At 64.5% G+C, this 15,569-nt stretch carries 19 protein-coding genes; 17 read left to right on the forward strand and 2 right to left on the reverse strand.

Going from position 1 to position 15,569, the window contains the following annotated elements:
- The 17 genes from rplR (at position 1) to ACFVTE_RS04095 (ending at position 11,945) form a co-directional block, all read left to right on the forward strand.
- Complete coding sequence (gene rplR, locus ACFVTE_RS04015) at positions 1-384, forward strand: 50S ribosomal protein L18 (protein WP_003803763.1); 384 nt, start codon at positions 1-3, stop codon at positions 382-384.
- Positions 381-1,097 carry a 30S ribosomal protein S5 gene (gene rpsE, locus ACFVTE_RS04020; RefSeq protein WP_387097203.1) on the forward strand — a complete coding sequence of 239 codons (717 nt, stop codon included), beginning with the start codon at positions 381-383 and terminating at the stop codon, positions 1,095-1,097. The genes rplR and rpsE overlap by 4 nt, the downstream gene beginning before the upstream one ends.
- A 3-nt stretch (positions 1,098-1,100) precedes the next feature.
- A complete protein-coding gene (gene rpmD, locus ACFVTE_RS04025; protein WP_003803757.1) occupies positions 1,101-1,307 on the forward strand; it encodes a 50S ribosomal protein L30 in 207 nt (68 codons plus the stop codon).
- The gene (gene rplO / locus ACFVTE_RS04030) at positions 1,307-1,792 is read left to right on the forward strand and encodes a 50S ribosomal protein L15 (RefSeq protein WP_306924871.1); all 486 of its coding nucleotides are present in this window, start codon (positions 1,307-1,309) and stop codon (positions 1,790-1,792) included. Before rpmD ends, rplO begins: the two co-directional genes overlap by 1 nt.
- 196 nt (positions 1,793-1,988) lie before the next feature.
- Positions 1,989-3,299, forward strand: coding sequence for a preprotein translocase subunit SecY (gene secY / locus ACFVTE_RS04035; RefSeq protein WP_377965752.1), 1,311 nt, complete (start codon positions 1,989-1,991; stop codon positions 3,297-3,299).
- A gap of 5 nt (positions 3,300-3,304) precedes the next feature.
- Positions 3,305-3,874 (forward strand): adenylate kinase, encoded by a 570-nt coding sequence (locus ACFVTE_RS04040; RefSeq protein ID WP_387098314.1) that lies wholly within the window; start codon positions 3,305-3,307, stop codon positions 3,872-3,874.
- 128 nt (positions 3,875-4,002) lie between these two features.
- On the forward strand, positions 4,003-4,830 hold the full coding sequence (map, locus tag ACFVTE_RS04045) for a type I methionyl aminopeptidase (protein WP_387097208.1): 828 nt from the start codon (positions 4,003-4,005) through the stop codon (positions 4,828-4,830).
- A gap of 148 nt (positions 4,831-4,978) precedes the next feature.
- Entirely contained in the window at positions 4,979-6,019 is a 1,041-nt protein-coding gene (locus ACFVTE_RS04050; protein WP_387097210.1) for a P1 family peptidase, read from the forward strand.
- A gap of 171 nt (positions 6,020-6,190) precedes the next feature.
- A complete protein-coding gene (infA, locus tag ACFVTE_RS04055) occupies positions 6,191-6,412 on the forward strand; it encodes a translation initiation factor IF-1 (protein ID WP_011775571.1) in 222 nt (73 codons plus the stop codon).
- Between the two features lie 70 nt (positions 6,413-6,482).
- Entirely contained in the window at positions 6,483-6,596 is a 114-nt protein-coding gene (gene rpmJ / locus ACFVTE_RS04060) for a 50S ribosomal protein L36 (protein WP_009358722.1), read from the forward strand.
- A 181-nt stretch (positions 6,597-6,777) separates the two neighbouring features.
- Positions 6,778-7,152 carry a 30S ribosomal protein S13 gene (rpsM, locus tag ACFVTE_RS04065; RefSeq protein WP_003803743.1) on the forward strand — a complete coding sequence of 125 codons (375 nt, stop codon included), beginning with the start codon at positions 6,778-6,780 and terminating at the stop codon, positions 7,150-7,152.
- A 71-nt stretch (positions 7,153-7,223) separates the two neighbouring features.
- Positions 7,224-7,625, forward strand: a complete 402-nt coding sequence (rpsK, locus tag ACFVTE_RS04070) for a 30S ribosomal protein S11 (RefSeq protein ID WP_003803734.1) — start codon at positions 7,224-7,226, stop codon at positions 7,623-7,625.
- 132 nt (positions 7,626-7,757) lie between these two features.
- The gene (locus ACFVTE_RS04075; protein WP_003803733.1) at positions 7,758-8,768 is read left to right on the forward strand and encodes a DNA-directed RNA polymerase subunit alpha; all 1,011 of its coding nucleotides are present in this window, start codon (positions 7,758-7,760) and stop codon (positions 8,766-8,768) included.
- Positions 8,769-8,846: 78 nt separating this feature from the next.
- On the forward strand, positions 8,847-9,446 hold the full coding sequence (gene rplQ, locus ACFVTE_RS04080) for a 50S ribosomal protein L17 (RefSeq protein WP_377949459.1): 600 nt from the start codon (positions 8,847-8,849) through the stop codon (positions 9,444-9,446).
- A gap of 31 nt (positions 9,447-9,477) precedes the next feature.
- Complete coding sequence (gene truA / locus ACFVTE_RS04085; protein WP_387097217.1) at positions 9,478-10,368, forward strand: tRNA pseudouridine(38-40) synthase TruA; 891 nt, start codon at positions 9,478-9,480, stop codon at positions 10,366-10,368.
- Positions 10,369-10,499: 131 nt separating this feature from the next.
- Positions 10,500-11,363: a response regulator transcription factor gene (locus tag ACFVTE_RS04090; protein WP_387097220.1), complete on the forward strand. Its 864-nt coding sequence runs from the start codon at positions 10,500-10,502 to the stop codon at positions 11,361-11,363.
- A gap of 96 nt (positions 11,364-11,459) precedes the next feature.
- Positions 11,460-11,945, forward strand: coding sequence for a sensor histidine kinase (locus tag ACFVTE_RS04095; RefSeq protein ID WP_387097223.1), 486 nt, complete (start codon positions 11,460-11,462; stop codon positions 11,943-11,945).
- 24 nt (positions 11,946-11,969) lie between these two features.
- Here the strand turns inward: ACFVTE_RS04095 and ACFVTE_RS04100 are convergent, their stop codons facing one another.
- Both ACFVTE_RS04100 and ACFVTE_RS04105 read right to left on the reverse strand, forming a co-directional pair.
- A complete protein-coding gene (locus tag ACFVTE_RS04100) occupies positions 11,970-13,625 on the reverse strand; it encodes a DUF222 domain-containing protein (RefSeq protein ID WP_387097226.1) in 1,656 nt (551 codons plus the stop codon).
- 101 nt (positions 13,626-13,726) lie between these two features.
- Entirely contained in the window at positions 13,727-15,394 is a 1,668-nt protein-coding gene (locus ACFVTE_RS04105) for a sensor histidine kinase (protein WP_387097229.1), read from the reverse strand.
- Positions 15,395-15,569 lie beyond the last annotated feature (175 nt).

Below are 15,569 nucleotides of genomic sequence, written 5' to 3' on the forward strand. Positions count from 1 at the left end.
ATGGCCATCGCCATTAACAAGAAGCGTACGAACAAGAGCAAGTCTGCTTCGCGCAGCCGCCGCCAGCTTCGTATCCGCAAGCGCATCTCCGGAACGGCTGTACGTCCTCGCCTGGTCGTCAACCGCTCCGCACGCCACGTATTTGTCCAGGTTGTCGATGACACCATTGGCCAGACCGTAGCGAGCGCGTCCACTCTGGAAGCTGACCTTCGTGCATTCGACGGTGACAAGACCGCCAAGGCCAAGCGCGTTGGCGAGCTCGTCGCCGAGCGTGCCAAGGCTGCCGGCGTCGAAGCTGTCGTTTTCGACCGTGGTGGTAACAAGTACCACGGCCGGATCGCGGCCGTCGCTGACGGTGCACGCGAAGGTGGGCTGTCACTGTGACCGAAGCAAACAAGGAAAAGGACACTGTGTCTGCAGAAGAGAAGGCGACCGAAGCCGCAGCTGCTGAGACCACTGCCCCCGCTGCCGAGGACCGCCGTGGTGGCGCCCGTCGCGGCGAGCGTGGCGACCGTGGCCAGGGCCGCGGCGACCGCGGTGGCCGTGGCGGCCGCGATGGCGGACGTGAAGCCGAGAAGAACCAGTTCATCGAGCGCGTTGTAACCATCAACCGCGTATCCAAGGTCGTCAAGGGTGGTCGTCGCTTCAGCTTCACCGCACTCGTCGTCGTTGGTGACGGTAACGGCCTGGTCGGCGTCGGTTACGGCAAGGCCAAGGAAGTTCCCGCTGCTATCGCCAAGGGCGTTGAAGAGGCTAAGAAGTCCTTCTTCCGCGTTCCCCGCGTTGGCAACTCCATCCCTCACCGCGTTCAGGGTGAAGCCGCTGCAGGCGTCGTAATGCTGCGTCCGGCTTCCGCCGGTACCGGTGTTATCGCCGGTGGTCCGGTCCGTGCGGTACTGGAGTGCGTGGGCGTCCACGACATCCTCTCCAAGTCGCTCGGTTCCTCCAACGCCATCAACATCGTTCACGCGACCGTTGACGCCCTGAAGCGCCTCGAAGAGCCGGCAGCCGTGGCAGCACGCCGTGGCCTGCCGCTCGACGAGATCGCTCCGCCGGCACTGGTGAAGGCTCTGATGAACCAGAAGGCAGGTGTCTAAGTCATGGCGAAGAACCTGACTCCCTCCGACGCCAAGTTGGAGATCACCCAGATTAAGGGCGTCATTGGCGCCAAGCAGAACCAGCGCGACACCCTGCGGTCCCTCGGCCTGAAGCGGATCGGACACACCGTTGTCCGCACCGCCGACGCCGTGACCGTGGGAATGCTCAACACGGTTCCGCACCTCGTGAATGTTGAGGAGGCGAAGTAATGGCAGAGAAGAACACGGCCGAGACCGCAGCTGCTGAAAAGCAGAGCGCTCTGAAGGTTCACCACCTGCGTCCCGCCCCGGGTGCCAAGACCGCCAAGACCCGTGTTGGTCGTGGTGAAGGCTCCAAGGGTAAGACCGCCGGTCGCGGTACCAAGGGTACGAAGGCCCGCTACCAGGTGAAGGCTGGCTTTGCCGGCGGCCAGCTGCCGCTGCACATGCGCCTGCCGAAGCTGCGCGGCTTCAAGAACCCGTTCCGGGTTGAGTTCCAGGTTGTAAACCTGGAGAAGCTCAACGAGCTGTTCCCGGAAGGTGGCGCTGTCACCGTGGAGGACCTGGTTGCAAAGGGTGCTGTTCGCAAGAACCAGCCCGTGAAGGTGCTTGGCACCGGCGACATCACCGTCAAGGTTGACGTCACCGCCCACGCCTTCTCAGCCAGCGCGACTGAAAAGATCGCTGCAGCCGGCGGCAGCACCACCGCGCTCTAAGGGATTTCTTCCCGGAGCTGGTGGGCAATTGCCCGCTGCGCAAACTCCCGGCACGGGGGCCGAGGCCCCCGTGCCGGGAGTTTTTTCATACCCATTGGGTCTTCCGGATTGTTCGCATGCCGCAAACACCGGTTAGACTCGGTTGTTGGGTTTATCGACCTGCATCACGTGACCTATAAATTACTGAGGAGGACGCTTGCTAAGCGCATTCGGCCGGGCGTTTCGAACGCCTGATCTGCGACGCAAGTTGTTGTTCACGCTGGGAATCATCACAATCTTCCGCTTGGGAGCCTTTATCCCCTCGCCCGGTGTGAGCTACCAGAATGTCCAGCAATGCTTGTCGAACGGGCAGACCCAGGGCGGGATCTACCAGCTCGTCAATCTTTTCAGCGGTGGTGCACTGCTGCAGGTCTCCATCTTCGCCCTGGGCATCATGCCGTACATCACGGCGAGCATCATTGTGCAGCTGCTGCGTGTGGTCATCCCGCGGTTCCAGCAGCTGTACGAAGAGGGCGCCTCCGGACAGTCCAAGCTGACGCAGTACACGCGGTACCTGACCATCGCCCTTGGCCTGCTGAACGCCACGACGCTGGTGTCGCTGGCGCGCTCAGGCCAGCTGCTGCCCGGCTGCAACCTGCCGATCATCCCGGATCAGAGCGTCATCACTACGATCCTCATCATCATCACGCTGACGGCCGGCACCGGCCTCATCATGTGGATGGGTGAGCTCGTGACCGAGAAGGGCGTCGGCAACGGCATGTCGCTGCTGATCTTCACGGCCATCGCTGCCGGCTTCCCCACCTCGCTGGGCGCCATCTGGTCCGCCCAGGGTCCGGGCACGTTCTTCATCGTGCTGGCCATCGGCCTGCTGACGGTTGCCCTGGTGGTCTTCGTGGAGCAGTCCCAGCGCCGCATCCCGGTGCAGTACGCCAAGCGCATGATCGGGCGACGTACCGTGGGCGGCACCAGCACCTACATTCCCATCAAAGTGAACATGGCCGGCGTTATTCCCGTCATCTTCGCTTCCTCGATGCTCTACCTGCCGGCGTTGATCTCTCAGTTCAACCAGCCGAAGGCAGGGGAGTCGATCCAGCCGTGGGTTGAGTGGATCAACAACAACCTGACCCGCGGTGACCATCCGATTTACATGGCGCTGTACTTCGCCATGATTGTGTTCTTTACCTACTTCTACGTCGCGATCACCTTCAACCCTGAAGAGGTCAGCGACAACATGAAGAAATACGGCGGCTTCATCCCGGGTATCCGTGCCGGCAAGCCGACCGCGGATTACCTGCAGTACGTCCTGTCGCGCATCACGTTGCCCGGCGCCATTTACCTTGGCTTCGTGGCACTGATCCCGCTGGTGGCGCTCGTGCTGATCAACGCAAACCAGAACTTCCCGTTCGGTGGCACCTCGATCCTGATCATGGTGGGCGTTGGCCTGGAAACCGTCAAGCAAATTGACGCGCAGCTACAGCAGCGTCACTACGAAGGGCTATTGCGATGACCAGAATGTTGATTATCGGACCACCGGGTTCGGGCAAGGGCACGCAGGCGGAGCGCATCTCGGAACGCCTCGGCGTCGTTGCGATCTCCACCGGCGACATCTTCCGCGCCAACGTGAAGGGCGAGACGCCGCTCGGCGTTGAGGCCAAGAAGTACATGGACAACGGGGATTTCGTCCCGGACAGCGTGACCAACAAGATGGTCCGTGACCGTCTCAGCGAAGGCGACGTCGAGGACGGCTTCCTGTTGGACGGCTACCCCCGCACCACCGCCCAGGTTGACTACCTGGACCAGATCCTGGCCGACGGCGACCAGAAGCTGGACGTCGTCCTGCAGCTCACCGCCGACGACGAGGAGCTCGTGCACCGCCTGCTGGGCCGCGCGAAGGAAACCGGACGCAGTGACGACAACGAAGCCGTCATCCGCCACCGCCTGGACCTCTATCACGAGCAGACCGAGGCTGTTGTGGCCAAGTATGCCGATCGCGGCATCCTGACCCAGGTTGACGGCATTGGCCAGATCGACGAGGTCACCGACCGCGTCATGCAGGCCATCAAAGAGGCGCAGGCCGCCTGAGATTAGTTCCAACGCTGCGAGGCTCCTCCCGGACCATGGGGAGGGGCCTCCGGCTTTTAGCCCCGGGCCGCTTATTTCCACATCCGGAAACCTGCCGGCCGGGGGCACATTGAGAGGAAGCACCGCTGATGGCATTCGGCCAGCCACGGATTGAATACAAGACCAACGCCCAGATGCGCACCATGCACGAGGCCGGGCTCGTCCTGAGCCGCGCCCTCGACGCGGCTGTGGCAGCGGCAGCCCCGGGCGTCACCACCAAGCAGCTGGACGAGGTCTTCGCCTCGGTGCTGCTGGAAGCGGGCGCCAAGTCCAACTTCCTCGGCTACCACGGCTTCCCCGCCACCATCTGCACGTCCGTGAACGAGGAAGTGGTGCACGGCATCCCGGGCGACAAGGTCCTGCAGGACGGGGACATCATCTCCATCGACGGCGGCTGCATCGTTAACGGCTGGCACTCCGACTCGGCCCGGACCGTCATCGTGGGAACGCCGGACCCGGAGGACCAGCGCCTCTCCGACGTCACCGAGACAGCCATGTGGCACGGCATCGCCGGCCTGGCCAAGGGCAAGTTCGTGGGCGACATCGGCGCGGCGATCGACGACTATGTCTCCTCAGTGCCCGGCAAGCCCCTGGGCATCCTCGAGGACTACGTGGGCCACGGCATCGGCTCGGAGATGCACATGGCACCTGACGTGCTGAACTACCGCACGAGCCACCGCGGCCCGAAGATCCGTCCCGGCCTTTGCCTGGCCATCGAGCCGATGCTGGTGCGCGGCGGCATCGAGACGGCCGTGCTGGAGGACGACTGGACCGTGGTCACCACCGACGGCAAGCGCTCGTGCCAGTGGGAGCATTCCGTGGCCGTGCACGAGAAGGGCATCTGGGTCCTGTCGGCGCCCGACGGCGGCGCAGCCCGGCTCGCGCCCCTTGGCGTGGTGCCGGTCCCGATTCCCTGAGGACACGCATTTAGCTTGGCGACGCGCTCTCAGCTGGGCGATACACAAAATCCCTGGTGACACTGGAATTCCGGTGTCGTCAGGGATTTTGCGCATCGTGGGGATCTTTCTGCGTCGCCGGGTCACCTCCCGGGGCAGAATGGGAGCCATGGAAGCGAGCGACGGATCCAACAAAGACGGAGCCAACAAAGCAGCCGGGGCGCAGGGAAAGATCACCGATGTGCCGGGCTTGCGTGTGGGCCACCAGCAGAAGTCCGACGGCGGGTGGCTGAGCGGCGTGACAGTGGTCCTGCCCCCTGCGGGGACAGTTGGTTCGGTGGACGTCCGCGGGGGAGGACCAGGAACCCATGAGACCGATGCGCTCGACCCCACCACCCTGGTGCGCACCGTGGACGCCGTGGTGCTCAGCGGCGGCAGCGCGTACGGACTGGTGACCGCGCATGGTGTCCAGCGCTGGTGCGAGGAGCAAGGCCGCGGCTTCGCAGTGACGGGAGGGGTGGTGCCCATCGTTCCGGCCGCCGCCATCTTCGACCTCGGCCGCGGCGGTGACTTCAGCGCCCGCCCGGACGCAGAGATGGGATACGAGGCGGCGGTTATCGCCGGCGCGCAAATGGAGGGACACGACGCCGAACGCGGCAATGTGGGTGCCGGCACCGGAGCCGTCATCGGACGGGGGAAATACAAAGGGGGAGTGGGCACAGCATCAGTCACCTTGGAGACCGGCGTTGTTATCGGGGCGCTGGCAGTGGTGAACGCGCTCGGCCTGCCGCTGGTTGAGCCTGCCAGTCCGCTGGTTGAGCCTGCCAGTCCGCTGGTTGAGCCTGTCGAAACCAAGGCTGCTGCGGACGGGCCCGGCCCCTCCCTCAACACCACGCTCGTCGTCGTCGCCACGACTGCAGTGCTGGACGTCGCCGAGTGCAAGCGGACCGCCTCGGCTGCCCATGCGGGGCTGGCGCGGGCCCTGAATCCGAGCCATACGCTGGCCGACGGGGACACGGTGTTCTGCCTCGCCACCGGGGGCCAGGAGCTGGACAGGAGCACGGAAGCTGCCCGGCAGATAAGTCTCATCACCCTGCAGAGTGCGGCAGCCGACGTCGTACGTTTGGCCATTCTTGACGGGGTCAGCAGCGCCCGGCCGGTGACAACTCCCGCGGGCGAATTTGGTGCATACCCGGGCAATGTGCGCTAACATGGCTGGATTTAACTTTCCGGTCCTAATGCCGTAGAGTTGCATGTTGGTTGTCTGCCCTGCCACGCCCATTTGCGGGCCGGAGGGCGACGGTCAATCAAATCAAAAAACGTCCGCAGTCATGCCCGGCGCCAGCCGGAGGTCTGTGGCAAACAACAGTTAGCGGAGGATATGGCCAAGAAGGACGGGGTCATTGAGATCGAGGGCGTAGTGACTGAGGCGCTGCCCAACGCGATGTTTCGTGTTGAGCTCACCAACAAGCACGTCGTCCTGGCACACATCTCTGGAAAGATGCGCCAGCACTACATCAGGATTCTTCCTGAGGACCGCGTAGTGGTGGAGCTGAGCCCTTACGACCTGACACGTGGTCGTATCGTCTACCGCTACAAGTAAACGTTGGGCGGCCAAGGCATTTGCCTAAGGCCGGTCCATCGGCCCAACTGCTATCACGCAAAGGAACGCCATGAAGGTCAAGCCGAGCGTCAAGCAGATCTGCGAAAAGTGCAAAGTGATCCGCCGTAACGGCCGGGTCATGGTGATCTGCGAGAACCCGCGCCACAAGCAGCGCCAGGGCTAATTCCCCTCGGGGAATCCCTGGGCTGCTAACCCACGCAAGTAAATAAAGGCAGCACAAGCTGAACTGGGACATTGAGCTAGAAAGAGTCCGGACAGCTAACCCCCGGTCGGAGGCTGGGGCCGCACTGAAGGTGCGGGTGTACTGCCTACGACCTCCGGTTTATTCAAGGAGTACCGCCACTATGGCTCGTCTCGCTGGCGTAGACATTCCCCGCGAAAAGCGGCTGGAAATTGCGCTTACTTACATCTACGGCGTGGGCAAGACCCGTGCACACGAAACCCTGGCTGCCACCGGCATCAGCGCTGACGTTCGGGTCAAGGACCTGACGGACGCGCAGCTGGTAGAGCTGCGTGACTACATTGAAGGCAACTACAAGGTTGAGGGTGACCTTCGCCGCGAAGTGGCAGCAGATATCCGCCGCAAGGTTGAAATCGGCAGCTACGAAGGCCTGCGTCACCGCAAGGGCCTGCCCGTACGCGGTCAGCGTACGAAGACCAACGCTCGTACCCGCAAGGGCCCGAAGCGTACCGTCGCCGGCAAGAAGAAGGCCCGCTAAACCACATTTGCCTGACGGCACATGTGGGATCAGCACGGCCTTCCCCCAAATAACTTTCTGTAGGAGAAGAAATGCCCCCGAAGACTCGTGGCGCGGTTCGCAAGCCGCGTAAGAAGGACAAGAAGAATATCGCGCTTGGCCAGGCGCACATCAAGAGCACGTTCAACAACACCATCGTGTCCATCACGGACCCGACCGGTGCTGTGATCTCCTGGGCTTCCGCCGGTGAGGTTGGATTCAAGGGCTCGCGTAAGTCCACCCCGTTCGCTGCGCAGATGGCTGCCGAAGCCGCCGCCAAGCGTGCACAGGAGCACGGCCTGAAGAAGGTTGACGTGTTCGTCAAGGGACCGGGTTCCGGACGCGAAACCGCCATCCGTTCGCTGCAGGCTGCCGGCCTCGAGGTTGGCTCCATCCAGGACGTCACCCCCGCCGCGCACAACGGCTGCCGTCCGCCGAAGCGCCGCCGCGTCTAAGTACTTTCCGTGCACCGGAGCTTGCCCGGACCCGTTTCGGGTCCGGGCAAGCCCAGCGCGTTAAGTCCTCAGACCGATTTTCCACCACCTGTGTTGCGTCATATAGCGGATGCTCGCCGAAAGGAAACCTAAGTGCTCATTGCACAGCGCCCCACCCTCTCCGAAGAGGTCGTCTCCGAAAACCGCTCACGGTTCATCATTGAACCGCTGGAGCCGGGCTTCGGTTACACCCTCGGAAACTCCCTCCGCCGTACCCTGCTCTCCTCCATCCCCGGTGCCGCTGTAACCAGCATCCGGATCGATGGCGTGCTGCACGAGTTCACAACGGTTCCGGGTGTCAAGGAAGATGTCACCGAGATCATCCTCAACATCAAGAACCTCTCCGTGTCCTCCGAGCACGACGAGCCGGTTGTTGCTTACCTGCGCAAGCAGGGCCCCGGAGTCGTCACCGCCGCGGACATCGCTCCGCCGGCCGGCGTCGAGTTCCACAACCCGGATCTGCACATTGCCACGCTGAACTCGAAGGGCAAGTTCGAACTCGAACTGACCATCGAGCGCGGCCGCGGCTACGTTTCGGCAGCTCAGAACAAGTCCGGCGACGCAGAGATCGGCCGCATTCCGGTTGACTCCATCTACTCGCCGGTGCTGAAGGTTACTTTCCGCGTGGAAGCCACCCGTGTTGAGCAGCGCACCGACTTCGACAAGCTCATTGTCGACGTCGAGACCAAGCAGGCCATCGCCCCGCGCGATGCCGTTGCTTCCGCTGGCACGACCCTGGTGGAACTGTTCGGTCTGGCCCGCGAGCTGAACACCGCAGCTGAGGGTATTGAGATTGGCCCGTCGCCGACGGATGCTGCCCTGGCAGCAGACATGGCTCTGCCGATCGAGGATCTGGACCTCACCGTCCGTTCCTACAACTGCCTCAAGCGTGAGGGCATCCACACCGTGGGTGAACTCGTTGCCCGCTCCGAGGCTGACCTGATGGACATCCGTAACTTCGGTGCGAAGTCCATCGATGAGGTCAAGGCAAAGCTGGTTGAACTGGGTCTGTCCCTGAAGGACTCCCCTCCCGGTTTCGACCTGGCAGCCCGCGCCGCAGCCATCGAAGAGGACGACGCCGCGTTCAGCGACGACGAGCTCTAACAAGCAGATCTTGGCCGAGGGGCTGGCCCGCACCATGTTGTGCGCAGCCTCCCGGCTTCCATATGAGGAGAAACAATTATGCCTACCCCCACTAAGGGTCCGCGCCTCGGTGGCGGCCCGGCTCACGAGCGTCTCATGCTCGCGAACCTGGCTTCCGCACTGTTCGAGCACAAGCGGATCACCACCACGGTCACCAAGGCCAAGCGCCTGAAGCCGTACGCAGAGCGCCTGGTCACCTTCGCCAAGCGTGGCGACCTCGCTTCCCGCCGCCGCGTTCTCGGCCTGATCAGCAACAAGGGCGTCGTCCACGAGCTGTTCACCGACATCGCGCAGGCTGTGGAGAACCGCAACGGCGGCTACACCCGCATCACCAAGATCGGCAACCGCAAGGGCGACAACGCTCCCATGGCTGTCATCGAGCTGGTCCTCGACCCGGTTTCCGCCAAGCAGGCTGTTGTGGCCGAGGCGACCCAGGCCGCCGCTGCTGCTGCTCCGGCCGCTGAGGAAGCTCCCGAGGCAGAGGTCGTCGAGACCGAAGCTGCAACCGAAGAGGCTCCGGCCGCTGAGGAAGCCGCTGCTGAGGAAGCTCCGGCTGAAGAAGCTGCCGCTGAAGAGGCTCCGGCCGAGGAAGCTGCCGCTGACGAAGCTGCTGCCGACGAGGCCAAGGACGCGAAGTAATTCGCTAAATCCTTCGCATAGACTTGAGTCTATGACCCACCAAAGACCCGCTGCCCCCGTTTTGGGGGGCGGCGGGTTTTTGCGTATCCGGCTGGATCTGGCGTACGACGGCGGCCCGTTCAGCGGGTGGGCGGTGCAGCCTGGATTGCGTACGGTTCAGGGGGTTCTGGAGGGCGCGCTGGAGCTGCTGCTCCGCCGTCCCGTGCGCGTCACGGTCGCCGGACGTACGGACGCCGGGGTGCACGCCCGCGGCCAGGTGGTCCACCTCGACCTCAAGGAAGACGAGTGGCTGGGGCTGAGCCGTGGCGCGGCAGTTGATCCCGCCGTCGCCCTTTTGCGCCGGCTGCGGGGAGCGCTCAGCCGCGGGCTGGGGGAGCAGACTGGCGCCATTGTGGTGCGTCACGCTGCGGTGGCCCCGGAAGGCTTCGACGCCCGCTTCTCGGCGCTGTGGCGCCGCTACAGCTACCGGATCGCGGATGGGCCGGAGAAGTGGGATCCGCTCAGCCGGTACGACACCCTTTGGCACAAGGCGCCTCTGGACGTGGACCTGCTGAATGAGGGCTCGGCGAAGTTGCTGGGCCTGCACAACTTCCTGTCCTTCTGCAAACCGCGTGAGGGCTCCACCACCGTCCGCGAGCTGCAGCGTTTCGAGTTTTCCCGTGGCCCGGACGGCGTCATTGTCGCCACCGTCCAGGCCGACGCCTTCTGCCACAACATGGTGCGTGCGCTGGTGGGGTCTGCGCTGTACGTGGGGGAGGGGCAGGAGCGTCCGGAGTGGCTGCACGAGCGCCTGCTCGCACGGAAGCGCGACGCACGTTCCGTCCTGGCGGCGCCGCACCCCCTGGTGTTCGAGGAAGTGGCCTACCCCTCCGACGGCGAACTGCTCGCCAGGGCTGAGCTCACGCGGGCGCTCCGGGAGTAATGTCCTGCCCTGCGGCTCTGCTGCCGGCGATGTTGTGTTGCGGCGTGTGAGGGTGCTGCCTCATTTCGGGACACACGGCTAGTAGGCTGAGACGCAGTCTTTAATCATGCGGTCCTTACAGGGGGTAAGGGATGAATGATCGTCGTGTCGTCGTCGTCATCGACAGGGATGAGGAAGTCCGGTCGTTGTTGCAGGCGACGCTCGGGGAGGCCGGGTTCGAGGTGCACTGCGCCGCCACCGGCGAATCCGGGGTTGCGCTGGTGCGTGCCAAGCACCCGGATACTGTCACGCTGGACCTGGCGCTTCCGGACACGGACGGCTACGACGTGCTGCGCCGCATCCGCGAGTTCAGCCACACGTACATCCTGATCGTCACGGGGCGAAGCGACCTTCGGACTACGTTGAGGGCGTTGGACGCGGGGGCCGACGACTACATGGTCAAGCCCATCCGGCCACGGGAGTTCCGAGCCCGCGTCGACGGCATGCTGCGCCGGCCGCGGCAGCTGACCGTCCCGCCGATCGTGACGCCGCGGGAACCGCCGCTGGTCTCGCCGCGGCTGCGGGGCTCTGTCCGGCCGGTGCGGAGCCTTCGGCCGGTGAAGGCGCCCGCGTTGGCGCAGGTCCTGCCAGCAGCCCACGACCTCGCCGCAGCCCGGGCCTACGAGGGTACCTATCAGCACAAGGGGCTGGAGCTCGACTGCGCGGCGCGGGCAGCCACCGTCGGAGGACGTGCCCTCCAGCTGACCCGCACCGAGTTCGACCTCCTGCGTATCCTGCTGCAGCGCGGCAGCGGGGTGGTCACCAAGGCGGAGCTCGTGAGTCTGTTGGGTCTCGTGAAGCGGAATTCAGGCCCGGCCGGCGGCGCAGCCGGTAGTGGCGACCCCGGCCGGATCATCGAAACCCACATCGGCAATCTGCGCCGGAAGCTGGGGGACGACGCTAGAAATCCGCGCTGGCTGAAGACCGTCCGCGGGGCGGGTTACACCCTGGCGTAGAGTCGGGCAGGGCACGCCTCTGATGCGCCCCTTCAAACGGGGGACACGCCGGAAAGTTACAAGAAAATAACAAGGCGCCGGGCGCACAGTTGGAACATGAAATCACTAGCAAGCGACGACGTCGTCGCAGTCCGTGGCGTTCTTACCGATACGCATCCGGTTGATTTCTATGCGCTTGGCGTCGCGGGGGCGATTGACCGTTTGGCCATCCCGCTGCGCGAGCGCGGGATCACCGTGCACCTCGAGGCGCCCCACCATGGGATGGAAGTGGACAGGAAGTCCGCAACGCTGCTCTACCGGGCGGCGCAGGAGCTCCTGAGCAACATCCATAAATATGCCGAGGCGTCCTCCGTGACTGTCCGGCTATGCTGTGTCTGCCGCTCTGGGGACAACCATGCCATTCAGCTCCGCGTGACCGACGACGGCGGCGGCTTCGACGTTTCGGCCGCCACGCACGGCAGGCACTCGGGCATGGGCCTGCGGCTCATGCACCTGGCTGTGACATCCGCGGGCGGCCTGATGGCGGTCGAGTCCTCGCCGTCGATGGGAGCGTCCGTCACCGTGACCTTGCCGCTCGACTAGCAGGTCACCAGCTTGGCGCGCCGGTTACGCTGCCGGGGATGATGCCCAATCGGGTAAAGGTTCCGCTGGCAGTGGTGGTTCCGGGTTCGTGAGGGCGTCGGGAGAGCCCGGTGGTTCTTGCCAGTCTTGGGGCTCCGGCCAATCTCCGCCGTTCGGCAGTTCCGGCCAGGTGGGTGGTTCCCAGTCCTGGTACTCGGCGGGAAAATGACGACCCGATGGGGAGATCCAACCCGGCGGTGTGTCTCTAGTGGCGCCGACCGGTTGCCACGCCGAGGAGTGTTTGAGCCGATGGTGCTTGGGGCAGGGCTGGCCGAGGTTGGCGACGCCGGTGCCGCCGCCGTCGGCCCAGGCGAGGATGTGGTCGGCGTCGTTGTCCAGCGAATGGTTGTTGCAGTTGGGGAATGTGCATTTGGCGTCACGGAGCCGAAGCCATTGGCGCATTGGTTTCGTCAGCCGGTAGCTGGTGCGTCCGATCTCCAAAGGCGCGCCGTCCCGGGGGTCGGTGAGTACCCGGAGGAATGATGTTGCGCCGTCGGCGACGAGCCGGCGGGCCATGGACGGCGGGATGGGCCCGTACCCGTCGAGTGTGGCGGGTTCATCGGACAGGCCAAGCAGCGAGAACACCGGCACGGTGACCAGGACCTGCGCCGTCGGGGATGGCACACCAGTGGGTGGGACGTTGCCGGAGGGGGCATCACTAACCGGCCCACCCAGGGCTGGCACAGCGTTGGCCGCACCGCCACGGGCTGGCACATCACCTGCCGGGACGGACTCTGAGGGCACGAGATCTGCGGGAAAGGATGCTGCGGCCGGGGCGTCATTCGCGCTGCCCACTCCCTGTGCCGGGCCGAGCAGCCACGCGGCGGCGGTATCCAGACGGAGCTGGGTCAGGGTTCGGGACTCGGCCGGGCCTTGCATGGCGCGAGCTGCGGCGGTGCTGCGGTTCCAGATCCCGGCGGCCAGGTCAGCGGGCAGGTACGCCGACAGCCAGGCCATGCCGTCCCGGTCTGGGTGGTACTCCAGCCGCCGGTCCTTCGTGGTGTTGCGGTGCCGGGCCTCGATGCTGTCCTGATGGTGCCGTTCCCGCCAAGACCGTGCCTTGGCCCGGAACCTCGCCGGTGTCAGTTCCCCGGCCGGGCAACCCCGCGCAAACCCGGGTGCGTCGGGGTCGAGGAAGTGGGCCTCAAAAGCCGCCGCGGCCTCCGGGTTCAGCCCGTCGGTTTCGTCGCACATGATCCGAGCGTGCTGCCACGAAATGCTCCCCGCCCGCAGCGCTGCCAGGGTCACCGGCAGTCCCGTTCCCAGCATGCTCGCTTCAACCAGCAACCGTGAGGCCGCGCCCTCGCTGACGGTCAGTGCGCCTGCCACCTCTGCCGTCACCGATATCTGCCGGACGGCAGAGTCCTGCGGGCTTGCAAGTGGAGGCGCCATTGCCGCGTCCGCCGTGGTGTATCCGGTGGCAAGGTGCACCTTTACCGCCGCAAGCTGGGCTTCCATCCCGGCCACCCCGGTCAGGCCGTCCAAGTATGCGGTCGCCTGATGCCCAAGTGGGTCAACCGGGTCCGGTAGCGGATCCTCGGCCGCAGAGGCCGGATCAGTCCTGCGGAGTTCGGCAGCCAGCGCGAAGGCAGAGGCACCAATAGCCTCCAATGCCTCCGCAGCTGCCGCACTGTTGTCCATGCCCACAGCTTGCCACTGGCCTGGGACACGCACGACCCTGCAAAGTGTCTATGTGGAAAACCGAGCCGTTGTGGAAAACCGGAGCCGGGCAAAACTCCCCGTCAGGCTTCGGGCGTCCCCTCGGCCGGCAGCGTGAGGGTGAATGTGGTGCCCGCACCGGGTTTGCTGTCGCAGGAGATGGCACCGCCATGCCGCTCCACAATGGTCTTGGTGATGGACAGTCCAAGCCCCACGCCCGGAATGGCCGCCTGTCGCGCCGCCTGAGTGCGGAAGAACCGGGTGAAGATGCGCGATGTTTCCTCCTCGCTGATGCCCATGCCCGTGTCCTGGACCTTCAGCTGCACCCAGGAGTCCCTGCGCCGCGCGCTCACGGTGACTTTGCCGCCGTCGGGAGAGTATTTGATGGCGTTGGAAACCAGGTTGTCCAGTGCCTGACCGATGCGGAGCGGGTCGGCATGGGCCCACAGCGGCGCCGGTACATCGGTGCTGAGGGAGACGTGGCTGGCGTCGGCCTGGGCCTGAACGGAGCCTATGCTGTTCTCGATGAGGCCCGCGAGGTCAGTGCGCCGGGGATGCACGGCCAGAACGGCGGACGCCGAGACCAGAAGCTCGGAGACCAGGGAGAGCAGCCGCTCGGCATTGCGCTGCACCACTTCCAGCCGGTGCACAGAGTCCGGGGACAGACCGTCCGCTTCATCCAGCACCAGGTCCACGTTGCCCAGGACTGACATGAGGGGACTGCGGAACTCGTGGGAGACGTTGGAGATCAGCTCCTCCTTGGCAGACAGAGCCTCGACCAAGCCCGTGACATCGGTGTAGACGATGACCGCCCCACCGAACCCGCCGTCGTCGTTCTTGATAATCCGCGCAGCGGTGGAGACGGCCCTTTGCGTGGATCCCTCACCCAGCCAGACCAGGTAGTCGGCGAAAGTCTCGCCGGCAACGGCCCGGCGAATGGGGCGCTTGTCCAGCGGCAGCGGGGTCACCCGGTCCCGGCCGAACATGAGTTGCTCCGCTTCCAGCGGCTGCTCCATGCCGGCGGGCGCCGCGGCCTGCCTGAAGGTTTTCTGCTGGTCGTTGACCAGCACCTTCTGGCCATCGGCGTCCACGGCCACAATCCCGACGTCGGTTGTGTCCAGGATGGTCTTCAGCAGCCGTTCGCGGTCCTTGCTCTCCACGAGCAGTTCGCGCAGTTCGGCGTCTTTCTTCTCCAGGCGCTGGCGCTGCAGCCGCACATTGGCGCTCGCGAACCTGATGGCCACCGAGACGGCCAGCATCATAAGCGGAAGCAGAATTGCGGTGGCAATGTCTGAAGGTGAAATCTTGGGAAACTTTTGCACCAGCGTGGGAATGCCGATGAGTAGGGTACCGAAAAAGCTCAGCAATATGGTGGTGCGCGGGTAGTTGTCGGAGCTGGAAAGCCAGATCACCGGGAATATCGCCAGAACTCCGAGTCCGGCCACCGCGGGAACCGCGCCGTTGCGGGCGAGCCCGATGACCACCATGTCGAGGATTGGAACTAGCAGATAGGCGTTGGGCGGCAGCCGTTCCCAGGGAACCAGAAAGCAGCCAAGAAATGTCGCAACCATCATGACGATGGCGGCTATAAAGACGGGACTCTCGATCAGCGTGGGCCACACTGCCGGCGCGGCGATTGCCAGCGCAGCAAGAATAAGGGTTACCGGGAGTTGGCAGAGCGCCACCTGGACGCGGGGCTGCAGCCGGCGGAAGAATCGGTCCGTGTCGTGGACCAGCACCTGCTCACCCAACGCGGCTGCGCCCGGTACTCGCCTGCACTTCCGAATTCCAGGGCCACTCGTCGTTAAACGCACACATGAAGCCCATTATGCACGCCTATTGTTGGGTATTTGGAGGGTACGGCAGTACTGACGGGCGTGCGTCTAAAAGATATGGCCAAATTTGGCTCTTTGGACACTTCTACGT

Origin of the sequence: Arthrobacter sp. NPDC058097 (assembly GCF_042884885.1) — a bacterium.
Lineage (GTDB): Bacteria > Actinomycetota > Actinomycetes > Actinomycetales > Micrococcaceae > Arthrobacter.

Excerpts from the sequence above, each read along its gene's own strand:
- ACFVTE_RS04095 (WP_387097223.1), top strand. The coding sequence starts at position 11,460 with ATGAAATCACTAGCAAGCGACGACGTCGTCGCAGTCCGTGGCGTTCTT.
- rpsM (WP_003803743.1), top strand. The coding sequence starts at position 6,778 with ATGGCTCGTCTCGCTGGCGTAGACATTCCCCGCGAAAAGCGGCTGGAA.
- rplO (WP_306924871.1), top strand. The coding sequence starts at position 1,307 with ATGGCAGAGAAGAACACGGCCGAGACCGCAGCTGCTGAAAAGCAGAGC.
- rplQ (WP_377949459.1), top strand. The coding sequence starts at position 8,847 with ATGCCTACCCCCACTAAGGGTCCGCGCCTCGGTGGCGGCCCGGCTCAC.
- rpmJ (WP_009358722.1), top strand. The coding sequence starts at position 6,483 with ATGAAGGTCAAGCCGAGCGTCAAGCAGATCTGCGAAAAGTGCAAAGTG.
- rpmD (WP_003803757.1), top strand. The coding sequence starts at position 1,101 with ATGGCGAAGAACCTGACTCCCTCCGACGCCAAGTTGGAGATCACCCAG.
- ACFVTE_RS04040 (WP_387098314.1), top strand. The coding sequence starts at position 3,305 with ATGTTGATTATCGGACCACCGGGTTCGGGCAAGGGCACGCAGGCGGAG.
- rpsK (WP_003803734.1), top strand. The coding sequence starts at position 7,224 with ATGCCCCCGAAGACTCGTGGCGCGGTTCGCAAGCCGCGTAAGAAGGAC.
- truA (WP_387097217.1), top strand. The coding sequence starts at position 9,478 with ATGACCCACCAAAGACCCGCTGCCCCCGTTTTGGGGGGCGGCGGGTTT.
- map (WP_387097208.1), top strand. The coding sequence starts at position 4,003 with ATGGCATTCGGCCAGCCACGGATTGAATACAAGACCAACGCCCAGATG.
- infA (WP_011775571.1), top strand. The coding sequence starts at position 6,191 with ATGGCCAAGAAGGACGGGGTCATTGAGATCGAGGGCGTAGTGACTGAG.
- ACFVTE_RS04090 (WP_387097220.1), top strand. The coding sequence starts at position 10,500 with ATGAATGATCGTCGTGTCGTCGTCGTCATCGACAGGGATGAGGAAGTC.
- ACFVTE_RS04100 (WP_387097226.1), bottom strand. The coding sequence starts at position 13,625 with ATGGACAACAGTGCGGCAGCTGCGGAGGCATTGGAGGCTATTGGTGCC.
- ACFVTE_RS04050 (WP_387097210.1), top strand. The coding sequence starts at position 4,979 with ATGGAAGCGAGCGACGGATCCAACAAAGACGGAGCCAACAAAGCAGCC.
- rplR (WP_003803763.1), top strand. The coding sequence starts at position 1 with ATGGCCATCGCCATTAACAAGAAGCGTACGAACAAGAGCAAGTCTGCT.